The 21042-nt window shown below is 69.0% G+C and carries 15 protein-coding genes; 8 read left to right on the top strand and 7 right to left on the bottom strand.

Features of this window, described 5'->3' with window-relative positions; genetic code table 11:
• Window positions 1-97 precede the first annotated feature (97 nt).
• Window positions 98-1654, top strand: a complete 1557-nt coding sequence (locus tag KY500_RS13950; protein ID WP_219900421.1) for an IS1182 family transposase — start codon at window positions 98-100, stop codon at window positions 1652-1654.
• Between the two features lie 639 nt (window positions 1655-2293).
• Window positions 2294-3832 (top strand): M23 family metallopeptidase, encoded by a 1539-nt coding sequence (locus KY500_RS13955; protein ID WP_219901050.1) that lies wholly within the window; start codon window positions 2294-2296, stop codon window positions 3830-3832.
• Between the two features lie 16 nt (window positions 3833-3848).
• Here KY500_RS13955 and KY500_RS13960 read toward each other — a convergent pair whose 3' ends face one another.
• Together KY500_RS13960 and KY500_RS13965 are read right to left on the bottom strand one after the other, a co-directional pair.
• On the bottom strand, window positions 3849-7082 hold the full coding sequence (locus KY500_RS13960) for an efflux RND transporter permease subunit (protein WP_219901051.1): 3234 nt from the start codon (window positions 7080-7082) through the stop codon (window positions 3849-3851).
• 73 nt (window positions 7083-7155) lie between these two features.
• Complete coding sequence (locus KY500_RS13965; protein ID WP_219901052.1) at window positions 7156-8607, bottom strand: PLP-dependent aminotransferase family protein; 1452 nt, start codon at window positions 8605-8607, stop codon at window positions 7156-7158.
• A gap of 63 nt (window positions 8608-8670) precedes the next feature.
• Between KY500_RS13965 and KY500_RS13970 the strand changes: the two genes are divergently transcribed.
• Entirely contained in the window at window positions 8671-9282 is a 612-nt protein-coding gene (locus tag KY500_RS13970) for a YitT family protein (protein WP_219901053.1), read from the top strand.
• Between the two features lie 29 nt (window positions 9283-9311).
• On the opposite strand, the gene KY500_RS13975 is transcribed toward KY500_RS13970, so the two are convergent.
• A complete protein-coding gene (locus KY500_RS13975) occupies window positions 9312-10067 on the bottom strand; it encodes a MerR family transcriptional regulator (protein WP_219901054.1) in 756 nt (251 codons plus the stop codon).
• Window positions 10068-10218: 151 nt separating this feature from the next.
• The gene (locus KY500_RS13980) at window positions 10219-11427 is read right to left on the bottom strand and encodes a M20/M25/M40 family metallo-hydrolase (RefSeq protein ID WP_219901055.1); all 1209 of its coding nucleotides are present in this window, start codon (window positions 11425-11427) and stop codon (window positions 10219-10221) included.
• Window positions 11428-11527: 100 nt separating this feature from the next.
• Between KY500_RS13980 and KY500_RS13985 the strand changes: the two genes are divergently transcribed.
• The 4 genes from KY500_RS13985 (at window position 11528) to KY500_RS14000 (ending at window position 16348) form a co-directional block, all read left to right on the top strand.
• Complete coding sequence (locus KY500_RS13985) at window positions 11528-12367, top strand: CPBP family intramembrane glutamic endopeptidase (RefSeq protein WP_370626817.1); 840 nt, start codon at window positions 11528-11530, stop codon at window positions 12365-12367.
• 143 nt (window positions 12368-12510) lie between these two features.
• Window positions 12511-13386, top strand: coding sequence for a hypothetical protein (locus KY500_RS13990; RefSeq protein WP_255579357.1), 876 nt, complete (start codon window positions 12511-12513; stop codon window positions 13384-13386).
• Window positions 13383-14003, top strand: coding sequence for a PadR family transcriptional regulator (locus tag KY500_RS13995; RefSeq protein ID WP_219901056.1), 621 nt, complete (start codon window positions 13383-13385; stop codon window positions 14001-14003). Before KY500_RS13990 ends, KY500_RS13995 begins: the two co-directional genes overlap by 4 nt.
• Before the next feature lie 191 nt (window positions 14004-14194).
• On the top strand, window positions 14195-16348 hold the full coding sequence (locus tag KY500_RS14000; protein ID WP_219901057.1) for an APC family permease: 2154 nt from the start codon (window positions 14195-14197) through the stop codon (window positions 16346-16348).
• A gap of 173 nt (window positions 16349-16521) precedes the next feature.
• On the opposite strand, the gene KY500_RS14005 is transcribed toward KY500_RS14000, so the two are convergent.
• On the bottom strand, window positions 16522-17619 hold the full coding sequence (locus KY500_RS14005) for an NAD(P)-binding domain-containing protein (protein ID WP_219901058.1): 1098 nt from the start codon (window positions 17617-17619) through the stop codon (window positions 16522-16524).
• A 149-nt stretch (window positions 17620-17768) separates the two neighbouring features.
• On the opposite strand from KY500_RS14005, the gene KY500_RS14010 reads away from it, so the two are divergent.
• Complete coding sequence (locus KY500_RS14010; protein WP_219901059.1) at window positions 17769-18008, top strand: DUF3073 domain-containing protein; 240 nt, start codon at window positions 17769-17771, stop codon at window positions 18006-18008.
• Window positions 18009-18352: 344 nt separating this feature from the next.
• Here the strand turns inward: KY500_RS14010 and purM are convergent, their stop codons facing one another.
• Entirely contained in the window at window positions 18353-19456 is a 1104-nt protein-coding gene (gene purM / locus KY500_RS14015; protein ID WP_219901060.1) for a phosphoribosylformylglycinamidine cyclo-ligase, read from the bottom strand.
• Entirely contained in the window at window positions 19453-21042 is a 1590-nt protein-coding gene (purF, locus tag KY500_RS14020; protein ID WP_219901061.1) for an amidophosphoribosyltransferase, read from the bottom strand. Before purF ends, purM begins: the two co-directional genes overlap by 4 nt.

The raw sequence follows: 21042 nt of genomic DNA on the forward strand, positions 1-21042 counted from the left end.
GGGTTCCGCAGGATGGGTCACTAGGAGACTGCTGATTTATCGGGGCGTTTAAGGCGCGCCTTTGTTGGTTTCGGCGGAGGTGTTTAAGACTTGATTCATGCAGGGTCGTGATGATGGTCAGCGTCAGTTGTTGGATGTCGGTGTGTTCGCTGGGCACATGTTGCCGGCGGGGTCGGTGTTCGCTTTTCTCGCTGAGCACCGGCACGAGTTGTTCCCGGATGACGCGTTCGCGGACCTGTTTCCGTCGGGTCGTGGCCGGCCCTCGACGCCCGCGGACGTGATCGCATCGGTGATGGTGCTGCAGACCCTGCACTCGTTATCGGACCGGGAAACCGCGGAAGCCGTCACGTTTGATCTGCGGTGGAAAGCGGCCTGCGGGTTCGGGTTGACGGAAACATCGTTCCACCCGACGGTGTTGACGTATTGGCGACGCCGCCTCGCGGCAAGCACCCGCCCGCACCGAATTTTCGACGCCGTCGCCGAGGTTATTGCCGGTTCTGGGGCGTTGTCGGGTCGGAAGCGGCGGGCGTTGGACTCCACGATTTTGGATGACGCGGTCGCCCGCCAGGACACGGTGACGCAGTTGGTCGCGCAGATCCGCCGGGTCGGTCGGGAGATCCCCGGCGCCGACATGATCGTGGCCGGCCTGCCCGGCCATGACTACGAGAAGCCCGGCAAGCCCGACATCGCCTGGGACGACAAGGCGGCCAGGGACGAACTCGTTTCCCGCCTCGTGACCGACGCCCTGGCGTTGCTTGCGGCAATCGACACGACGTCATTGACCGACTCGCAGCAGGAGACGGTCGCGTTGCTCGCCCTCGTCGCGGGCCAGGACGTCGAGCCGGCTGAGGGGTCCGATGGCTCGGATGGGCGGTGGCGGATCGCGCGGAAGGTCGCGCCGGACCGGGTGATCTCGACCGTTGACCCGGACGCCCGCCACGCGCACAAGAGCCGGGAGAAGAAGCAAGACGGTTTCAAAGCCCACATCGCGATCGAGCCCGATACGGGTCTGGTGACCGCGGCCGTGTTGACGAAAGCGTCCGGGCCCAAGAACAGTGACGCGGCCCGCGGCGCGGCCCTGGTGGCCGCTGACACGAGCATCGGCTCGGACACGGTCGAGGTCCTCGGTGATTCTGCCTACGGCAGCGGGGACCTCCTCGCCGAGGTCACCGCGGCCGGGCATGTTCCGATCATCAAACCGATGCCGTTGAGTCGGGCGGTTCCGGGCGGATTCACAATCGATGACTTCAGCATCGACGAAGCTAAGCGCACGGTGACGTGTCCTGCGGGGAACACCCGACCGATCACCGTGAAACGTAATGTCACATTTGGCGCCGTTTGCGCGAGCTGCCCGCTCCGAGCCCAGTGCACGAGCGCCGTCGACGGTCGCAAAATGGTTTTGCATCCGCAGCAGCAGATCCAACGCGAGCACCGCGCACGCGCGCTGGACCCTGACTTTCAAGCCGTCTACCGGCAGCACCGGCCGATGGTTGAACGCTCGATCGCATGGATGACTCGCGGCGCGAGACGAGTCCCTTACCGCGGCGTCGTGAAGAACCACGCCTGGTGGAACAACCGCGCCGCCGCGATCAACCTGAAACGACTCCTGAGCCTTGGCCTCACCAGCCAGAACGGGGTTTGGGCACTTGGCTGAAGACCCCAGGCAGGGCAGACACCCCAGCCCTCACACCGACCCCGACGACCACCTTCTACTGGCCAGACTCGCGACACCGAATCGATCCCGCAAGCAGCCCAAACACGACCACACCCGACTCAAAAAACGGGCCCCCGACTCGCCGGGCCCACCGCAGCCATCTAAATCAGCAGTCTCCTAGGTCTCGACGGGCTCGACCGACGGGCTCGACCGACCGGCGACCGGGGCACGGACCGCAGGACGGGCGGCGGGGTCGTAGCGGGGGGTCTGGGGCGGTGCGATACTGGCGCCACCTGCCGGTGGACCGGCCACCCCTCTACCGCTCCGGGATTGCGAAACGGCATGGATTTGACGTCGAAAGGTCTCAACGCGCGTCTTGCCAGGCGTGCCCGACGACCACGCGCCGTCGCCCTCGGAAGTGTTCTGACCTCTGTCGTGCTCGTGCTCAGTGCGGCCGCACCGCTCTCGGCCAACGCCGCGCTCGCGCCCGGAACGCCGCGGGGAGCTGTCTCGGCCACGGCAGCCGATCACACGCCGGAGGCGTCCACGTCGGCAGCGACACCGACACCCACGCCTACGCCTACGCCTACGCCTACGCCTACGCCTACGCCTACAGACTCACCCACACCGACTCCGACCATGACACCCTCGCCGACTCCGACCACGACTCCCGCGCCCGATCCGCCGGCACCCACCGAGACGCCCACCCCGCCACCGCCGACAGAAACCCCTGCTCCCGCGGATCCGGGCGGAACGCCGAGCCCGACTCCGACGCCGACGCCGACGCCGAATCCCGCCCCCGCTCCCTCATCGGCGCCCGGCGAGCCGGGCAACCCGGGCGACGAACCACCGGCGGGCGAGCCGGATCCACCCGGAACCCAGCCGGACCCGTCGACCACGGATGCTCCCGACCCGGACGGGACGGGAAACGAACCCGGCGCCCCCGTCACCCCGGAGCCGGCCCCCGGCGACAGCACGCCGGCCGAACCCGGGACGCCCGCGGGGAGCGCCGGCGACCCTCAGGCATCCGCCGGGGAGGCCGGCCGCGGAGCGGAGAACGGCGCACCGGCCGGACCGGCAGCCCCGAGGGCGTCGAGGGCATCCGGTGTTCCCCCGTCGAACTCCACCGGACGCGCGCCGTCGCGGGATTACTCGCGCGCCGCCGCGGCCGTCGCGACCGCGGAGGGCACCAGGACCGCCGCCGAGGTCGCCTATGACACCGCCAGGCTCGACCTGGCCGCAACGGTGGCCGACCATGCATCCGCGTCGACCCGCCTCGAGGAGGTGCAAGCCCTCGCCGAGGCGGCGTCAACCCAGTCCGCGATCTCCTCCCGGGCCCTGGCCACGCTGGTGCGGGCGACGGTGCAGCGGGGCACGGACACCACCACACTGGATGCCCTGCTCGGCGACCACGGTTCCGCCGAGCTGCTGTCCCGGCTAGGCATCGTGGACCGGATCTCGGAGTTGACGGGCAGTCTCGGCGAGCTGCGGCAGCGGGTGGAACAGGACCGACAGCGGGCGGCACGCCTCCAGGCGGACTCCGAGCTCGCCCAGGCCGCCACCCAGAATTTCCCCCTGGCCGACAAGCAGGCCGCCCTCGCGACGGCGCAGGTCACCCTCGGCCAGGCGACCGCTGCCCTCGCTGCCGCCACGAGTGGGGCGCAGACCACGCTGGCCGAATCTGCCTCGGCCGCAGCGCTCCGCTCGAGCGCGGCATCCAGTGAGCTGGCCGGCATTGCGTTGGCGCGCGTGAGCGGGCAGGGCTGGGCGACGCCGGCGGCAGGCGGCGTCACCGATGGCTTCGGACCACGCCCCACCCTGCCGCTGCCCGGCGTCGAAGCGTTCCACTCGGGCGTCGACCTGGGCGCCGAGTGCGGGTCGCCGGTCTTCGCGGCCAGCGCCGGAATCGTCGCCCAGACCGGCCGACTGGGCACCTACGGCAACTGGGTGCTGATCGACCACGGTGAGGGTGTCACCACCGGCTATGCGCATATCCGGGATGACGCGACGCTGGTGAGCGTGGGCGAGGCCGTCACGGCCGGCCAGGTGATCGCCGGGGTCGGCAGCACCGGCGCGTCGACGGGGTGCCATCTGCACATCGAGGTGCGCATCGACGGCACGCCGATCGACCCGCAGCCGTTCTTCGCCGCCCGCGGGATCACCCTCGGCACGGAGTGATCCGTGCCGGGACCGGTCAGCGCGTGGCGCGGCGCAGCCGGCGGTTCTCGCGGCCGCCCTCAACGACCAGGTAGAGCACGGGCAGCACCACCAGGGTGAGCACCGTCGACGACACCAGTCCGCCGATGACCACGAGCGCCAGCGGCTGCGAGATGAAGCCGCCGTGACCGGTGAGCCCGACCGCCATCGGCAACAGCGCGAAGATCGTGGCCAGAGCCGTCATCAGAATCGGGCGCAGCCGCCGTGAGGCACCGTGCACCAGGGCGTCGAACACGCTCTGTCCGCGTCGCCGGTACTGGTTGACCAGGTCCACGAGCACGATGGCGTTGGTGACGACGATACCGATGAGCATGAGCACCCCGATAAGGGAGGCCACGCCGAGCGGGATGCCGGTGATGACCTGCAGGGCGATCGCTCCCGTGGCCGCGAACGGCACCGATACGAGCAGCAGCAGGGGCTGCAGCAGCGAGCGGAAGGTGGCGACCATGACGATGTAGACGATCAGGATGGCGACCAGCATCGCGATCCCGAGCTGCTGGAAGGCATCCGTCTGGTCGGCCGAGACGCCACCGATTGTCGCGGATGCGCCGGTGGGCAGGTCGGTGTCGGTCAGCGCGGTCGATACCTCGGCCGTGGCTGTGCCCAGGTCGTCGCTGTTCGGTGTGGCCGAGATCGTGGCGGTGCGCAGCCCCTTGGTCGTGGTGAGGGTGGACGGACCGTCGACCTGCTCGACCGTGGCGAGGGTGTCGAGGGCGACGGGCCCGGCCAACGTGGGGATCTGCAGCGCCGCGAGATCGGCCGTCGTGGCCGGGGATGTGGCGGACTGCAGGTAGACCGAGAGGGTGGTCTCGTCGATCACGATCGAGCCGATCGTGCTCGGCTGCATCGCCTGTGACACCAGCGTGCCGAGGGCGAGTTCGCTGAGCCCCGCCGTGGCCGCGGCCGAGCGGTCGATGGTGACCGCCACATACGGGCGGGACGCGGCCAGGTTGCTGCTGACCTGGGTGACGGAGCCGAGGTCGCCGACGGCGGCGAGGATGTCGTCGGAGGCGGTCTGCAGGTCGGCGCCGGACGCCGCGGTGATGTCGATCTCGATGTCGGACGACCCGCCGAATCCGGAACCGGCGGACACCGTGACCTCGCCGGCGTTGTCGAGGTCGTCGAGGTTGGTGCGTACCTCGGCCTGCACGGCGTCAGAGTCAGCGGAATCCTCGGTGGTGACGGAGTAGGTGACGGTGCTCGACGACGAGCCGCCGCCGGCGAAGGCCGCGAACGCGCTGCCGCCGCCGATCGACACCTGCACGATGCTCACGCCGTCGACCCCGCGGATGGCGTCCTCGACGGCCGTGGACGCGGAGTCCTGCGCCGCGAGGCTGGTGCCCACCGGGAGTTCCTGGGTCACCTGGAAGGTGGACTGGCCGGTGGAGCCGAGGAAGTTGACCTTCATGAACGGCAGCAGGGCGACGGTTCCGACCAGCACCAGAGCGGCGAGCAGCAACGTACTCACATAGTGCCGCAGGGTCCAGTGGATGATCGGCAGGTAGCCCTTCTGTAGGCGGCTGGGCTGTTCGCGCGCGTCGCGCTCGTCGAAGCCGTCGGCATCGGGGGCGGCGTGCCGGTTGCGGGGCAGTACGGCCGTTGCGGTGGTCACGGTGCCGGTGGCGACCGAGGCGAGCGTGGCGGGTGTGGCCGGGGTCGGTGCGGCAGTGACGGACGGCTCGACAGCGGGTGCCTCAGCAACGGCGGCGGGCTTCGGTGCACGGAGGAACCAGTACGCCAGCACCGGGACGATCGTGAGCGCGACGAGCAGCGACGCGAGCAGGGCGATCGTGACAGTGAGCGCAAACGGGCGGAAGAGCTCGCCCGTGGACCCGCCCACGAAGGAGATCGGCAGGAACACGGTGACCGTGGTGATGGTGGACGCGGTGATGGCGCCGGCCACCTCCCGGACGGCGCGCACGATCGTCTCCGCTCGGTCGGCACCCCAGACCAGATGCCGCTTGATGTTCTCGATCACCACGATGGAGTCGTCCACGACCCGGCCGATCGCGATGGTGAGCGCACCGAGGGTGAGGATGTTGAGCGAGTAGCCCACCGTCTGCAGGCCGATGAAGGTGATCAGCACCGAGGTGGGGATGGAGATGGCGGTGACGAGGGTGGCGCGCACCGACAGCAGGAACACCAGGATCACCAGGACGGCGAAGACCAGGCCGAGGATGCCCTCCTGGGTGAGCGCGTCGATGGACTCCTGAATGAACGGGGCCTGGTCGAAGACGACGGTCATGCTGGTGCCGGGAACGGCGTCTTCGAGCTGCGGCAGGATGGCACGCACGGCCGTGGACACATCGACGGTGTTGGCGGCCGGCACCTTGGTGACCGAGATGGTGAGGGCGGGCTCGCCGTTGACCCGGGAGATGCTGGTGATGGGGTTGTCCTGCACGGCGACCGCGGCGACGTCGCCGATAGTCACCGGTGCTGCCGCCGCCGCGGTGGGCCGGGCGGTGGGATCGGCGGCGCCGATCAGCGGGAGGGCAGCGATGTCGTCGGCCGAGCCGAGCTTGGTCCCCGCCTGAACGGAGAGGGTCTGGTCGCCCTCGGTGAGCGAACCGGCCGGGATGAGCGAGCCGTTCTGCTGCAGGGCGTCGCGGATGGCGGCGGTGGTGAGGCCGCGCGCGGTCAGCTGTGCGGCATCCGGCGTGATGGTGACGCGTTGGCCGATGTCACCGACGAGCGTGGCGTCGCGCACGCCGTCGACGTCGCGGATGTCACCGAGCACGCTGCGGGTGAGCTGGTCGGCGACGGTGTAGGCGTCGCCGCCGGACACGGCCAGCGACAGCACCGGGAAGTCATCGATGGTGCCGCTGATCACCTGCGGGTCGAGGTCGTCGGGCAGCGTCGTCTTGATGCGGTTGATGGCCTGGCTGATCTTGGATTCGGCCTTGACGAGGTCGGTGCCGTAGGTGAACGTGGCGTTGACCAGCGAGGAGTTGGTGCTGCTCGTCGTGGAGGTGGACTCCAGGCCCTCGATGCCCTGGATCGACCGCTCGATGGGCGTGGAGACGTCATCGTTGACGACCTCCGGCGAGGCGCCCGGGTAGCTCGTGGACACCAGCAGCGTCGGCAGTTGCAGCGAGGGGATCAGCTCCTGCTTGAGGCTGGTGAGGGCCAAACTGCCGAAAATCGCCGCGACGATGGTGATGAGCGCGATGAGCGCCCGGTTCTTCATGCTCAGGACCGAGAGAAAATACACTCGATCAGTATCTCATCGGGCGCACGCCACCCCCTCGGTCGGGGGCTGTGGAGAAATGACGGTCTCGTTACGGTTACACGACGTCGGCGAGGTAGCCGGTGTCGGGCAACGGATGCCGCAGCAGCGACTCCCAGGCCAGGGCCAGCGCGTCCAGCGCGCGGGGCATCTCGTCGGGGCCGTAGCAGAAGGGGATGCGCAGGAACCTCTCGAAGGCCCCGTCGATGCCGAACCGCGGGCCGGCCGGCAGCAGCAGGCCCTGGGCGCGGGCGGCGAGCGCCAACTGCGAGCTCACGGGGCGGCCGAGGTTGACCCAGAGGGTGATGCCTCCGTCGACCGCGGGCACCTGCCATTCCGGGAACCGCTGGGCCAGGCCTTCGGTGAGCCGGTCCCGGCCGGCGCGGAGAAGCAGGCGCCGCGACTCGAGGATGTCGGGCAGTTGTTCGATGAGCCGGGTGACGATGAGCTGCTCGAGTACCGGGGTGCCGAGGTCGTTGGCCAGGCGGGCAGCGGCCAGCTTGCGGATGAGGCCGGGGTCGGCCCGGATCCAGCCGACCCGCAGGCCGCCCCAGACGGACTTGCCGACCGACCCGACCGTGACAGCGAGGTCGGGCCGGGCGGTATCCGCCGAGGCGGCGAACGGGCCGAAGTCGCCCACCCTGTCGATGTCCAGTTCGCCGATGGTCTCGTCGCTGATCAGCAGGGTGCCCTGGCGGGCCGCGGCGGACAGCACCCGTTCGCGCTGGGCCACTGGCATGGTCTGACCGGTGGGGTTCTGGAAGTCGGGCATGAGGTAGCCGAGCACCGGGTTGCTGCGCTCCAGGGTCTGCAGTAGGGCGGCCTCGTCCCAGCCCGGGTCGGCGCCGGGCAGCGCGGCCGTGACCGACACGGGCATCAGACGGCCGCCGGCCGCGCGGAGGGCCTCATAGGCGTGCGGGTAGGTGGGCGTCTCGATGAGTACCCGGTCGCCGCGGTTCACCAGCACCCGGGCCAGCAGGGCGATGGCGTGCTGCGCCCCGACGGTGACCATGATCTGGTCGGGTTCGGTCGGCAGGCCTCGTGCACGGTACCGCTGGGCGATGGCCTGCCGTAGCTCAGGCAGACCCACCGGATCGAAGCCGGATCCACCGAGGTGCCGGGGCAGGTCGGCCGCGGCGAGCGCTGCGACGCCGGCGAGGCCGGGCCAGGCCGGCAGGACGGCCTGGCCGAGGTCGAGCACCGGAGGCTGGGACGGCGCATCCGTCGGCTCGGGTGCGCCGGGAAGGCGGGTCACGCTGCCCGAGCCCTGCACGCTGTGCAGGTACCCGGCGCTGCGCAACTGGCCGTAGGCCGCGGTGACGGTGGTGCGGCTGAGCCCGAGCCGGGTGCCGAGGTCGCGTTCGGCGGGCAGCCGGCTGTCGGTGGGGATGCGGCCGTCGAGGGTGAGCAGGCGGATGCGGTCTGCCAGTGCCCGGTAGGCGGTACCGTTGGTGCGCCACTCCCCCAACAGGGTTTCGAGGGCGCGAGCGGTCAGCTGATTCGGCGACATAAGGCCACTCTAGGCAGATTGGCGACTTGTCTCCAAGCCTTTCACGCAATTGGATTGGTGCTTATGACACGTCGCTTGATTCAGCTCCTCATTGGCCTCTTCCTGTACGGAATCGGCATCGCGTTGATTGTGCGCGGAGCGATTGGCGTGGCGCCGTGGGATGTGCTGACCCAGGGCATCGACTCCCACGCACACCTGGGCTTCGGGGTGGTGACCACCATCATCAGCGGCTGCGTGCTGCTGCTCTGGATTCCGCTGCGCCAGAAGCCGGGTGTGGGAACCATCGCCAACGCGCTCCTGGTGGGGCCCGCGGCGGATGTGGGGCTCTGGCTCATTCCCGCGGACCTGGCCCTCTGGGTGCGCGTGCTGCTCTTCGCCGCCGGACTGGTGCTGCTGGCGGTCGCCTCGGGCATCTACATCGGGGCGAGCCTGGGGCCCGGCCCGCGTGACGGCCTGATGACGGGCCTGCACGCCCGCACCGGCTGGCCGATCTGGGCGGTGCGCACCGGCATCGAGGGCTCGGTGCTGGCCATCGGCTGGCTACTCGGCGGCAACGTGGGGCTGGGCACCGTGGCATTCGCGCTCTTGGTGGGTCCGCTCTGCCAGTGGACGCTGCCCCTGTTCGCCCGGCGGCCCGTTCGCGAGAGCGGCGAAGTGGTCGCCTCCGCCGCCTGAGCCGACCAGTCGACCGCTTTCGCGAGAGCTTAGAGGTGCTCGGCCGCGTAGACGGTGAGGGCGTCGCGCACGAAGGCGGCGCCGGTGGGGCCGCCGTAGTTCGCCGCGAACCTGTCGTCGGCGACGTACATCTCGCCCAGCCCGCGCACGTAGTCCGCCGCCGGATGCCCGTCGATCCGGGGAAGACCGGGGATAGATCCGAGCCACTCCACCTGGCGACGGGCCAGGAGCTGCGCCTCGTCGCCGGCCGGGTCGAGTTGCCGGGTGGCGGCATCCGCCCAGTCGGCCTGCAGGGTGCCGGATTCGGCCTGCCATTCGGCGCGCTCGGCGGGGGTCTTTGACCGCCACCAGGCGTCGCCCGTGGCGTAGGCGTCCTGGCCCCAGCGCTCCTGAACCTCCTCTTTATAGTGGGTGTGGTCGAAGCCGTCGAACATTGCGTCTGCCATGAGGGGTCCCTCTCCTTCCAATGCGGTGATCGTGCCGTGCACCGAGCGAATCTGGCGCTGCAGGCGCGCTTTCTCCTGCTCGAGCCAACCGAGGTGCGCGCGCAGGGCCGCCCTCTCATCGACCTCGCTGTCGAGGACCTCGCGGATCGCCGGGAGGCCGAGACCGAGCTCCCGCAGCAGCAGGATGCGCTGCAACCGCACGAGCGCCCGGTCGTCGTAGTAGCGGTAGCCGTTGCTCCCGATGCGGCTGGGCGGCAGCAGCCCCTCGGCGCCGTAGTGGCGCAGGGTGCGGCTGGTGGTTCCCGCGAGGCGGGCGATGTCCTGGATCGAGTAGTCCACGAGTCCTCGCTCCCTCCCCCAGCGGGGCGGCGGATGAGCCGCGGCGTCCGGGTCGTGTGGTGCACAGTGCCGGGCGGGCTGCCCGACACGTTCGACGATAATTCTTGACGTTACGTCAAGGTCAAGGCCGTGCCGCGCGGATTCTGCCGAGTCAGGCGCAGATCGAGACGATGGTTGCTTCCAACACGTCGGCCACCTGGTGGATGGAGCGCTCGGTCGCCCACTCCGCCGTTGCGTGCGCTCCGCCGCCGTCGACGCCGAAGAGCAGGCACGGGATGCCCGCCTCGAGAACCAGCGCAGCATCGGTCCAGAAGGGCTCGCCGCGCTGTTCGACCGGATGCCCGAGAACCCGCTCGGCCTGTTCGGCCAGCTCGAGCACGATCGGCCAGTCGGGATCGGCCTCGAAGGCGGCTCTGGCCACCAGCCGGGTGAGCGTGTAGCCGAAGTCGGCGGCGCCCTGCGCCAGGTGGTCCAGCAGGCGGCGCAGCTCCGCCTCAACCTCGTCCGGCGTCTCGCCGGGGAGCGTGCGCCGCTCGATCGTGAGGGTGCAGGACGGGGCGACCGTGGCCGCATCCGTGCCGCCGGCGATGACGGCCACTCGCACCGTGCCGTGGCCGAGCAGCGGATGCGGGGGTTTCTGCTCGAGCCCGGTGCGGAGGTCGTCGAGGGCGCGGAGCACCAGACCGGCGTGCCGGATGGCGTCGACGCCCTGCTCCGGCATCGAGCCGTGTGCCGCGCGGCCGTGCAGCGTGAGGTCGAACCAGGCGAAGCCCCGGTGGCAGACGGTGAGGCTGAGTTCGCTGGGCTCGACCACGACGGCCGAGTCGGCGCTGAAACGCCGGAGCACCTCCTCGGTGCCGGCGCTGCCGAACTCCTCGTCGGCCACCAGGGTCACGAGCACGTCGCCGGCCAGCGGCGTGAGCGTGGCCCGCTGCGCGGCGACGAGCACGGCGGCCAGGCCGCCCTTGGTGTCGAACGCACCGCGCCCGTGCAGCCGGCCGGAGTGCCGTTCGCCCGCAAAAGGATCACCCTCGTAGCCATCGACGCCGACGGTGTCGAGGTGGGCGTTGAGCATCAGCGACCGGCCGGCGCCGGTGCCGCGTTTGATCCCCACGATGGAGGGCCGCCCGACGCGTTCCTCCAGGCGGTGCACCTCGAACCCCCTGGTCGCGAGCCACTCGGCGCACCAGGCGGCAATCTCCGTCTCGCCGGCGCCGCCGGGAGCGAGGTCGGGGTTGACCGAGTCGATGGTGATGAGGCGGGCCGCCAGCGCGACCGGATCGAGGTGGCCGTTCGCGGCAGGGGTGAGCGTGCTGTGCCGACCGGTGTCGACGGGACCGGGCTCGGTGGGGGGCGCCATCTACCGAACCTACTGCCGGATGGTCGCGGCCGGGAGGGACAGACGTCCCGCCGCCGGGGCGACTGCTTGACGGGAGGGGGATGTCCGCCAGACTTGGTGGATGGGAGACGACGCGACCGTGACCGTGCCGGCGATGCCGGGGCGGTCATCCGGCCGGTCGATGGTTCGGGTGCTGGCCGCGGCACTGGTCTCGGTGTCGGCGGTGCTTCTGTTCGGGCTGCGACTGCCCCTACCCGGCTACGCGGCACTGGCGGCGGCGCTGTTAGTGGCGTTCCTGGCTGACCGCGCGCTCTTCCGGGACCTGGGCCTGATTGCCGTGGGGCTGCTCATCATCAGCACGATCTCGGTCGAAGCGAACATCAGCTACCCCAATATGGCCTTGATGGGACTGGTGCTCTCCGCTGCCGTGTTCGTGCCATACCTGCTGTCCCGCCGACTGCTCGGCGACCGGGAGGTGTGGTTCCCGATCCGCACCGGGCAACGTTGGACCACCCTGGAGCGCTGGTATCTCGTGGGCGTGCTGCTGCTGGGCTACCTGATCCTGCCGACCTACTTCATCCGTTCCGGCGCCTACCTCAACTGGCCGGGCATCAGCGCTCCCGACGAACTCGGCCGGCTCTTCGTGGGTGTGGGCTTCGTGGGCATCTGGGACGAACTGTTCTTCATCTGCCTGGTTTTCGCCCTGCTCAGGCGGCACTTCTCTTTCTGGAGCGCGAACCTCTTGCAGATGGTGATCTTCGTGTCCTTCCTCTGGGAGCTCGGCTACCGCAGCTGGGGACCGCTGCTGACGATCCCGTTCGCGCTGCTGCAGGGCTACACGTTCTCGATCACGAAGTCGCTCACCTATGTGGTGTGCGTGCACCTGCTCTTCGACCTGGTGGTGTTCCTGGTTCTGGTGCACGCCCACAACCGGGACTGGCTCGCCGTCTTCCTGTACTGACTCCGTCCTCGGATGACCCGTCCCGGCTTCCTGTGCCGTCCCGTACCGACCCTGCGGGTTTGCCGAGAGGTGCTTGCGGTCGGCACACACGCGATATATCTTGAGATTCAACGAGACGCGATATATCGCGAAGGAGAATAGTCATGACGCAGGAAAAGTGGTTGGTCGCCCCGGGGCAGACCAAGATCATCGACGTGGAGCTCGTGCGCTCACTCAAGGTCAGCCTCATCGGCGGCAAGATCGACGTGATCGGCAGCGATGAGCCCGGCGCGCGCATCGAGGTGCACAGCGTGACCGGCAAAGATCTCAAGATCTCGGTCGTGGGCGACGCCCTCGAGATCGATCACCCCCAGCTGCGCTGGGACAACTTCATCGACGTGTTCGCGTCATTCCGCGGCAGCGCGAAGGCCGAGGTGAGCGTCACTGTTCCTCGCGACGTGGCACTGAAGTTCGGTGTGGTCACGGCGGATGCGCTCGTCACCGGACTCCGCAACGACGCCAAGCTCAGCACGGTCTCCGGTGACCTCGTCATCGACGACATCACGGGCGATCTCGACCTCAACGGCGTGAACGGTGAGATGTCGGTGCGCAACCACACGGGCAACATCTTCGCGCACACGGTCTCCGGAGACATCACCGCGAGTGGCACCATCCGCCGGTTCACGGTCGACGGGGTCACCAGCGCGATCTTCCTCGACATCGAGGGCACCCCCGACGAGATCTCGACCAACCTGGTGAGCGGCAACCTGACCGTGCGCCTGGACGCCGAGGTGCCCACGCGCTACAAAATCAACACCGTCTCTGGCACTCTGCAGCTGGACGACCAGACGATCCGGGGCACCCTCGGCAAGGGTTACGACGGCAGCACCGGGCAGCTTGACGGCGCCTGGCTCGACCTGCGCGCGAACTCGGTGTCCGGCAACATCTCCGTCGTGCGTCGGCACAACGTCGATGCCGGCGACACCGGCGGCGCTGCGGGCGGAACCGCCGGTGCGTCCGACGAAGGAGCCTGGTCATGACCCCGATCTTCGCCCACGGCAGCCTGCGCCTGTACCTGCTCAGCCTGTTGGCCGAGCGGCCACGGCACGGCTACGAACTGATCCAGGCGCTGAGTGACCGCTTCGGCGGCACCTACAGCCCCAGCGCCGGCACGATCTACCCGCGCCTGGCCAAGCTCGAAGAAGAAGGCCTGGTGACCAAGACCGCCGGCGACCGCAAGACCGTCTACGAGATCACCGACGCCGGGCGAGCCGAACTGGCCGCGCGCGCCGACGATCTGCGCAACATCGAGGAGGAGGTGACCGACTCGGTGCGTCGTTTGGCCGACGAGGTGCGCACCGGTGTCACGGAGGCCATGAAGAGCTTGCGTGCCGACCTGGCCAGCGCGGCCCGGCAGGCCAAGGCCGAGCACGCTCGCGCCGAGCACACCAAGCCCACTGCGGATGCCCGCCCGGCCGGCGACGCCAACCGGGCCCTCCGCGAGGCCGACATGGTGCTGAACGACTTCCGGCAGCAGCTGCGCGCCGACCTGCGTACCCAGGCCTACCGCTCAACGGTGCCGGAGGATACCGTGCCGGAGTTGCGCCGGCAGCTCGATGCCGTGCGCGCGAGCATCCTCGACTCGCTCAAGCGGTGACCTGCACGAAGGCCGGGAGGCTCCAAGCCCGCTGAGGGCCCGGCCTCCCGGCCGACTGGTGCCGATCTGCACGCCCATCAGCACGAACGCCGGGCCACCCTGCGCCGGAGGTTGCTGCTAAAACGCCCGGGGCAAGCTGGGTATTCCCCGGCAACTTGACAGTGGGGTGCATCGGAGTAGTGTCGTCCCTCGTGACTCCAGAGGGGAACCCCCCAGCACCAGAAGCCCGATCACCGAAACGGTGGATAATCGGCGAACCGCTCCCCAGCGAACACCTGGACGGGCAGCTGCTTCCGAAGCACCTGGCGCTGCCGATTTTCGCCAGTGACCCGCTCTCCAGTGTCGCGTACGCGCCGCAGGAACTGCTCATGATCCTCACCCTCGGCGGACTCGCTTTCCTGAGCTTCGCACCCTGGGTCGCCGCCGTGGTCGTGCTCCTCCTCGTGGTGGTCGTGGCCTCGTACCGCCAGCTCATCAAGGCCTACCCGAACGGCGGCGGCGACTACGAAGTCGCGTCGAAGAACCTCGGCGAAAAAGCCGGCCTCGTCGTCGCATCCGCCCTGCTCGTGGACTACGTGATGACCGTGGTGGTCTCGGTCGCCAGCGGTGTGGACAACATCATCTCGGCGCTGCCGGGCCTCGCGCCCTTCCGGGTGGAGCTGGCCGTGCTCTTCGTGATCCTGCTCGCCGCGGTGAATCTGCGCGGTGTGGCCGAATCCAGCAAGGCCTTCGCTCTGCCCACCTATCTCTTCATCGGCAGCGTACTGCTCATGATCGTGGTCGGCTTGGGCCGGGTGGCCCTGGGCGACGCACCGGTGGCCGAGTCGGCCGGCTTCGACGTGCAGGCGCATAACCTGGCGCAGACGGCGTTCATCCTGCTCTTGCTGCGGTCCTTCGCCAGCGGATGTAGCGCCCTGACCGGCGTGGAGGCCATCGCCAACGGCGTGCCGGCCTTCAAGCGCCCCAAGATCAAGAACGCCCAGATCACGCTGACCCTCATGGGCGCCATCGCGATCACGCTGTTCGTGGGCCTCACCGCGCTGGCGCTGTTCTCCAAGGTGCATTACGCGGAGAACCCCTGTGACCTGATCGGCTGGGCCGAGTGCGCCACCGAGCCGCAGCGCAGCCTGATCGCGCAGATCGCGGCCGCCACCTTCGGCAACAACTCGCTGATGTTCTTCGTCCTGCAGGGCGCCACGGCGATGGTGCTGTTGCTGGCCGCGAACACAGCGTTCAACGGGTTCCCGCTGCTGGGCAGCGTGCTGGCCCGCGACTCCTACGCACCGAAATCGCTGAGCACCCGCGGCGACCGCCTGATCTACTCGAACGGTGTGGTGCTGCTCGCGCTGGCCGCGATCGTGATCATCGTGGTCTACCAGGCCAACCTCACGGTGCTGATCCAGCTGTACATCATCGGCGTCTTCGTGTCGTTCACGATCGGACAGACGGGCATGGTCAAGCACTGGCTCACCCTGCTCAAGACCGATCCGCCCAACCGGGGCTCGATCATCCGGAGTCTGTCGATCAACGGTTTCGGCGCCCTGCTCACCGGTGTGGTGCTGATCGTGGTGACCATCACCAAGTTCACCCACGGTGCGTGGCTGGTGTTCCTGATGATGCCCATCCTGTTCATGCTGATGCTGGGCGTGAACCGGTACTACCGCGACGTCGCCAAGGAGGTCGAGGTCGATCCGATCACGACGTTCGGCTCGCAGGGCGACCACGCCATCGTTCTCGTCGGCAAGATGCAGAAGCCTGTGCTCAAGGCCCTGGACTACGCCATCGCGGCGCGCCACGTGAGCCTCGAGGCCGTGCACGTGTCGATCGACGAGGAGGAGACCGAGAACCTCATCATCGACTGGGCCAAGCAGAACATCCAGGTTCCGCTGAACATCGTCGCATCGCCGTACCGTGACATCAGCTGGCCGCTGATCTGTTACATCAAGGATCGCCGTGAAGAATACGGTTCAGAGGTCGTCACCGTGTACACGCCGATCTACATCGTCGGACACTGGTGGGAGTCGTTGCTGCACAACCACAAGGCCCGCCGCCTGCGCCAGAAACTGATGCTCGTGCACGGCGTGACCATCGCGCTCGTGCCGTGGCTGCTGGACTCCTCCGAGCTCATCTACGGACGCCGGTCCCGGCCGATCCCCGGCCAGGAGCGCCGTGGCGAGCCCGTGCGGTCGCACCCGATCCCGCGGAAGCCCCTCGAGCCTGTCGCGGTCGACACGACCAGTGTCACGGTGTCGCAGGCGCCGACCGGGCCGAAGTCGAGCCCGGCCAGCCCACCGATGAAGCCGCGGTCGCGACCAGTCAACCCGAACCGGCGCAAGCGAAAGTAGCGGCCGCCGCCGCAGGCACAAACGCCGGCGGCACGCGGGATCTCGACAGGCTCGATCGACGTTCGGGGCGCCAACGCAGACACCGTCGCGAGATCTCGGGCGGCGCTACCTCCTCGGTGGTCGAGCTTGTCGAGACCTGGTGACGTGCCCGGTACGCCGACCACGGTACGGCGTCAGAGCAGGGCGATGATCTGCCGGGCGATCACCCGGCCGGCCCGCCGGGCACCGATGGTGCTGGCCTGCGGGCCGTAGCCGGCGAGGAAGATGCGGGGGTCGGTCCACGACGACCCGGCCCCGACCACGAGTCCGCCGGCCTTGTCACGCAGCTTCAGCGGTGCCAGATGGCGCAGCTCCGGCCGGAAGCCGGTCGCCCAGATAATGGCGTCGGCCTCGGTGAACGTGCCGTCGGGCCACCGCACGCCGGTCGGCTCGATGGCGGCGAACATCGGCCGCTCCACGAGCAGACCTCGGTCGATCCCGGCCTGGATACGCCTGCTCACCGGCACGCCCGTGCCGCTGACGATGCTGGGGAGAGCCCGGCCCGCCCGGGCGGCTTCGTCCTGCATGGCCACGGCAGCCGAGGCCCCCTCCAGGTCGAGATGCTCGGTGTGCACCCAATCGACCGGCCGGCGGGACGCCCAGGTGAGACTCGCGGCCACCCCGTCGAGCTCCAACAGGAATCCGATGGCGGAGGTTCCGCCACCCACGACCACAACGTGCTGACCGGCAAACTCGGCCGCATCCACAAAACCGTTGGTGTGCAGCTGACGACCGGCGAATGACGCGGCCCCCGGATAGTGCGGGATGAAGGGTGCGCCCCAGGTTCCCGTGGCATTGACCAACAGGCCCGCCAGGGTCTCACGGTCGCCGTAGGCCGGCGAGCTCGTGCGCACGACCAGGTCGGCGCGACGGTTGAATACGGAGTCGACCGCGACCGGACGCACGACGTTGAGCTCGAAGTGCTCCTCGAAGCGCTGGTAGTACTCCGTCACGACGTCACGTGCCGGTCGGCTGCGGTCGGCGGTCTCGAAGCTCAACCCCAACTCGGAGAGCCCCGGCAGGTCGTTGACCCTGTGGGCGGCGCCCAGCCGCAGGGATTCCCAGCGGTACTGCCACGCCCCGCCTGCCTCAAGGCCGCGATCGAAGACCACGAAGTCACGGCCCGCCGCGAGTCCGAAGCGCTTGAGATGGTACGCCACGGAGAGTCCGGCCTGGCCGGCGCCGATGATCACGACGGGTACAGTCGTGGTTGTGGTGGTGCTCGTGGCCATGCGGACTCCTCCCCCGGTCCAGGGCGAGAACCGCGTCATCGGGGCGACAGGCCCACCATGCTAAACTAGCGGCTAGATTTCACCATTCCGTTCGGCAACTCCCGGGTGACTCATTCCTCACTCGGCCTGGCATCGTTAGGGGGTCACGCATGGGGCGCGGCCGTCAAAAAGCAAAGCACACCAAGGTCGCCCGCGAGCTGAAGTATTTCAGCCCGGACACCAACTACAACGCGCTCGAACGCGAGCTCACCGGGCATCCGGCGACCGACCCGCGACTCGACGAAGACCTGGCCAAGTGGCCGGAATACGAAGCGAACAAGACGACGTCAGACGACCCCGACGACTACGTCGACCACTACGACACCGAAGACGAGAAGAAGCGCGCCTAGGTCGCTCTTCTGAGTCGGCCGCGAGCGAATGCGCTCCGGCACGTGCGGCGCGCCCGTGGCCCGGGTTTCGGGCAACTCCCAGCGTGCGCGCCGGCACGGATATCTCGTCCAGCCGGATGCTGTGCTGCACCAGGTGTTGGGGCACACGAAGCAACCGCCCCCGGGCGAGCTGCTTCTGCCTCGCGGCGCAGGTTCGGTCTCGCCGCGTGCGAAAGTTGTCGCGGCTCGTGACACGGCTTGCGGCGTGCGATAAACACGTGTTTATCGCACCCCGCGAGCCTTAACCCATGCCGCGAAAGTCAACGCACGCTCCGAGGAGGGCCGCGCCGCGACGGGCGGCGAGGCTACGTGGCGTAGGTGCCGACGAGACGCACGGCGCCACCGTTGACACCCTTGGCACCCTGCTCGAACCCGGTGAGATCGTGCGGCGCCATCGAGACGCGGCCGGCAACCCAGGACGGGATGCCCTCAGACTTCAGTCGTGCAATGACGGAGGATGCGGCGTTGGCCGCGACGACGGCGAACATGCCCACGCCAAGGTTCCAGGTGCCTTCGGCGCTTTCCAGCGTGGTTCCGGCCATGTCGCCGAGCACCCGGAAAACCGGAGCGGGCGACCAGGTGGACCGATCGACCTCGACCCAGCTGCCGACGGGCAGCACCCGGGCCAGGTTGGCGGCGATACCGCCGCCGGTGACGTGGCTGAGCGAGTGCACGACACCGGCCAGTTCGGGGTCGGCCAGCACGCTGAGCAGCGGACCGGTGTAGAGCCGGGTGGGCTCGAGCAGCGCTTCGCCGATGACGCCGCCGAGCTCGGCGGAGGTGTCGGTGTAACCGATCCCCTTCTGAGCGAGGATGTGCCGCACGAGCGAGTAGCCGTTGGAGTGCAGGCCTGAGGAGGCCATCGCGATGACGACGTCACCGGACTGCACCCGCTCGGCGCCGAGGACCTGGTCGGCCTCGACAACGCCGGTCGCCGCACCCGCGACGTCATAGTCGTCCGGTCCGAGCAGGCCGGGGTGTTCGGCGGTCTCACCGCCGACGAGGGCGGTGCCGGTGGCGGCGCAGGCCTTGGCGATGCCCTCGACGATCGACGCGATGCGCTCCGGAACGACCTTGCCGCAAGCGATGTAGTCGGTCATGAAGAGCGGGCGGGCGCCCACGACGATGATGTCGTCGACGACCATGCCCACCAGGTCTTGCCCGATGGTGTCGTGCTTGTCGAGCGCCTGGGCGATGGCGACCTTGGTGCCCACGCCATCCGTCGACGTCGCCAGCAGCGGGCGGGTGTAGTTGGTGAGGAAGGACACGTCGTAGAGCCCGGCGAAGCCGCCGAAGCCGCCGAGGACCTCGGGGCCGTGCGTGGCCGAGACGGCCTTCTTCATCAGGGACACCGCGAGGTCACCCGCGTGGGTGTCGACTCCGGCGGCTGCGTAGGTTGCGTTGCTCATTCTGGTCTTCCGGGATCGCCGAACGGGACCTGGCCGTGCTGGGCGAGGGTATCCGCCAGCGTCGGCTCAGGGGTGAGCACGCCCTCGAACTCGGCGTCGGGACCGGGGTCGCAGCCGTTGGAGGAAAAGTCGCGCTCGAGTAGGTTCTTACCCAGGTGCTGCTGCTCGGGTAGCTTGATCGGGTACACGCCGGTGAAGCAGGCCGTGCACAGGCTCTCCCGAGGCTGCTCGGTGGAGGCGATCATGCCGTCCTCGGAGAGGTAGCCCAGAGAGTCGGCACCGATGGCCTGGCGCACCTCGTCGACACCGAGGCCGGTGGCGATCAGCTCTGCGCGGGAGGCGAAGTCGATGCCGTAGAAGCAGGGCCAGGTGATCGGCGGGCTGGAGATGCGCACGTGCACCTCGGCGGCGCCGGCCTCGCGGAGCATACTGACGAGGGCGCGCTGGGTGTTGCCGCGCACGATGGAGTCGTCGACGACGATCAGCCGCTTGCCCTTGATGACCTCTTTGAGCGGATTGAGCTTGAGCTTGATGCCGCGCTGCCGGATGGTCTCGGAGGGCTGAATGAAGGTGCGGCCCACGTAGGTGTTCTTCACCAGGCCCTGACCGAACGGGATGCCGGATGCCTGCGCGTAGCCGATCGCCGCGGGAGTGCCGGACTCGGGGGTGGGGATGACGAGGTCCGCTTCGACGGGGTACTCCGCAGCAAGCTGGCGGCCCATCTCGACGCGGGCCTCGTGCACACCACGGCCGGCGATGGTGGTGTCGGGCCGGGCGAGGTAGACGTATTCGAACACGCATCCGGCGCGCTTCACCTCGGCGAAACGCTGGGTGCGCAGGCCGTTCTCGTCGATGGTGATGAGCTCGCCGGGTTCGACCTCGCGCACGAAGCTGGCGCCGACGATGTCGAGGGCGGCGGTCTCGGAGGCGACGACCCAGCCGCGCTCGAGCCGGCCGAGTACCAGCGGGCGCACGCCCTGCGGGTCGCGGGCGGCGTAGAGGGTGGTTTCGTCCATGAAGACCAGGCAGAAGGCGCCGCGTAGACGCGGGAGCACCTCCATGGCGGTGGCTTCGAGGGTGTGGTCGAGGTCGCCGGTGAGCAGCGCGGTGATAACGGCCGTGTCGGTCGTGTTGCCACGGGCGAGTTCGCCGTCGACCTTGGGATAGCGCTCGCGCACGAGCTCGAGCAGTTCGGCGGTGTTGGTGAGGTTGCCGTTGTGGCCGAGCGCGACGGTGCCGCCTGCGGTGCGGCCGAGGGTGGGCTGCGCGTTCTGCCAGCTCGACGAGCCGGTGGTGGAGTAGCGGGTGTGACCCACCGCAAGGTGGCCGAGCAGGGTGCTCAGCGAGGCCTCATTGAAGACCTGGGAAACCAGGCCCATGTCCTTGTAGATGAGGATCTTCGAGCCGTCGCTCGTGGCGATGCCCGCCGATTCCTGGCCGCGGTGCTGGAGGGCGTAGAGCCCGAAGTAGCTGAGCTTGGCTACCTCTTCACCGGGAGCCCACACGCCGAAGACTCCGCAGGCATCCTGCGGGCCCTTCTCGCCAGGAAGAAGATCGTGATTCAGTCGTCCGTCGCCACCGGCCAA

Source organism: Cryobacterium sp. PAMC25264 (assembly GCF_019443325.1).
In the GTDB taxonomy this organism is placed as follows: domain Bacteria; phylum Actinomycetota; class Actinomycetes; order Actinomycetales; family Microbacteriaceae; genus Cryobacterium.

Coding starts and splice junctions, on each gene's coding strand:
- KY500_RS13955 (WP_219901050.1), top strand. CDS start 2,294: ATGACACCCTCGCCGACTCCGACCACGACTCCCGCGCCCGATCCGCCG.
- KY500_RS14005 (WP_219901058.1), bottom strand. CDS start 17,619: ATGGCCACGAGCACCACCACAACCACGACTGTACCCGTCGTGATCATC.
- KY500_RS13950 (WP_219900421.1), top strand. CDS start 98: ATGCAGGGTCGTGATGATGGTCAGCGTCAGTTGTTGGATGTCGGTGTG.
- purM (WP_219901060.1), bottom strand. CDS start 19,456: ATGAGCAACGCAACCTACGCAGCCGCCGGAGTCGACACCCACGCGGGT.
- KY500_RS13965 (WP_219901052.1), bottom strand. CDS start 8,607: ATGTCGCCGAATCAGCTGACCGCTCGCGCCCTCGAAACCCTGTTGGGG.
- KY500_RS13980 (WP_219901055.1), bottom strand. CDS start 11,427: ATGGCGCCCCCCACCGAGCCCGGTCCCGTCGACACCGGTCGGCACAGC.
- KY500_RS13995 (WP_219901056.1), top strand. CDS start 13,383: ATGACCCCGATCTTCGCCCACGGCAGCCTGCGCCTGTACCTGCTCAGC.
- KY500_RS14010 (WP_219901059.1), top strand. CDS start 17,769: ATGGGGCGCGGCCGTCAAAAAGCAAAGCACACCAAGGTCGCCCGCGAG.
- KY500_RS13990 (WP_255579357.1), top strand. CDS start 12,511: ATGACGCAGGAAAAGTGGTTGGTCGCCCCGGGGCAGACCAAGATCATC.
- KY500_RS13970 (WP_219901053.1), top strand. CDS start 8,671: ATGACACGTCGCTTGATTCAGCTCCTCATTGGCCTCTTCCTGTACGGA.
- KY500_RS13985 (WP_370626817.1), top strand. CDS start 11,528: ATGGGAGACGACGCGACCGTGACCGTGCCGGCGATGCCGGGGCGGTCA.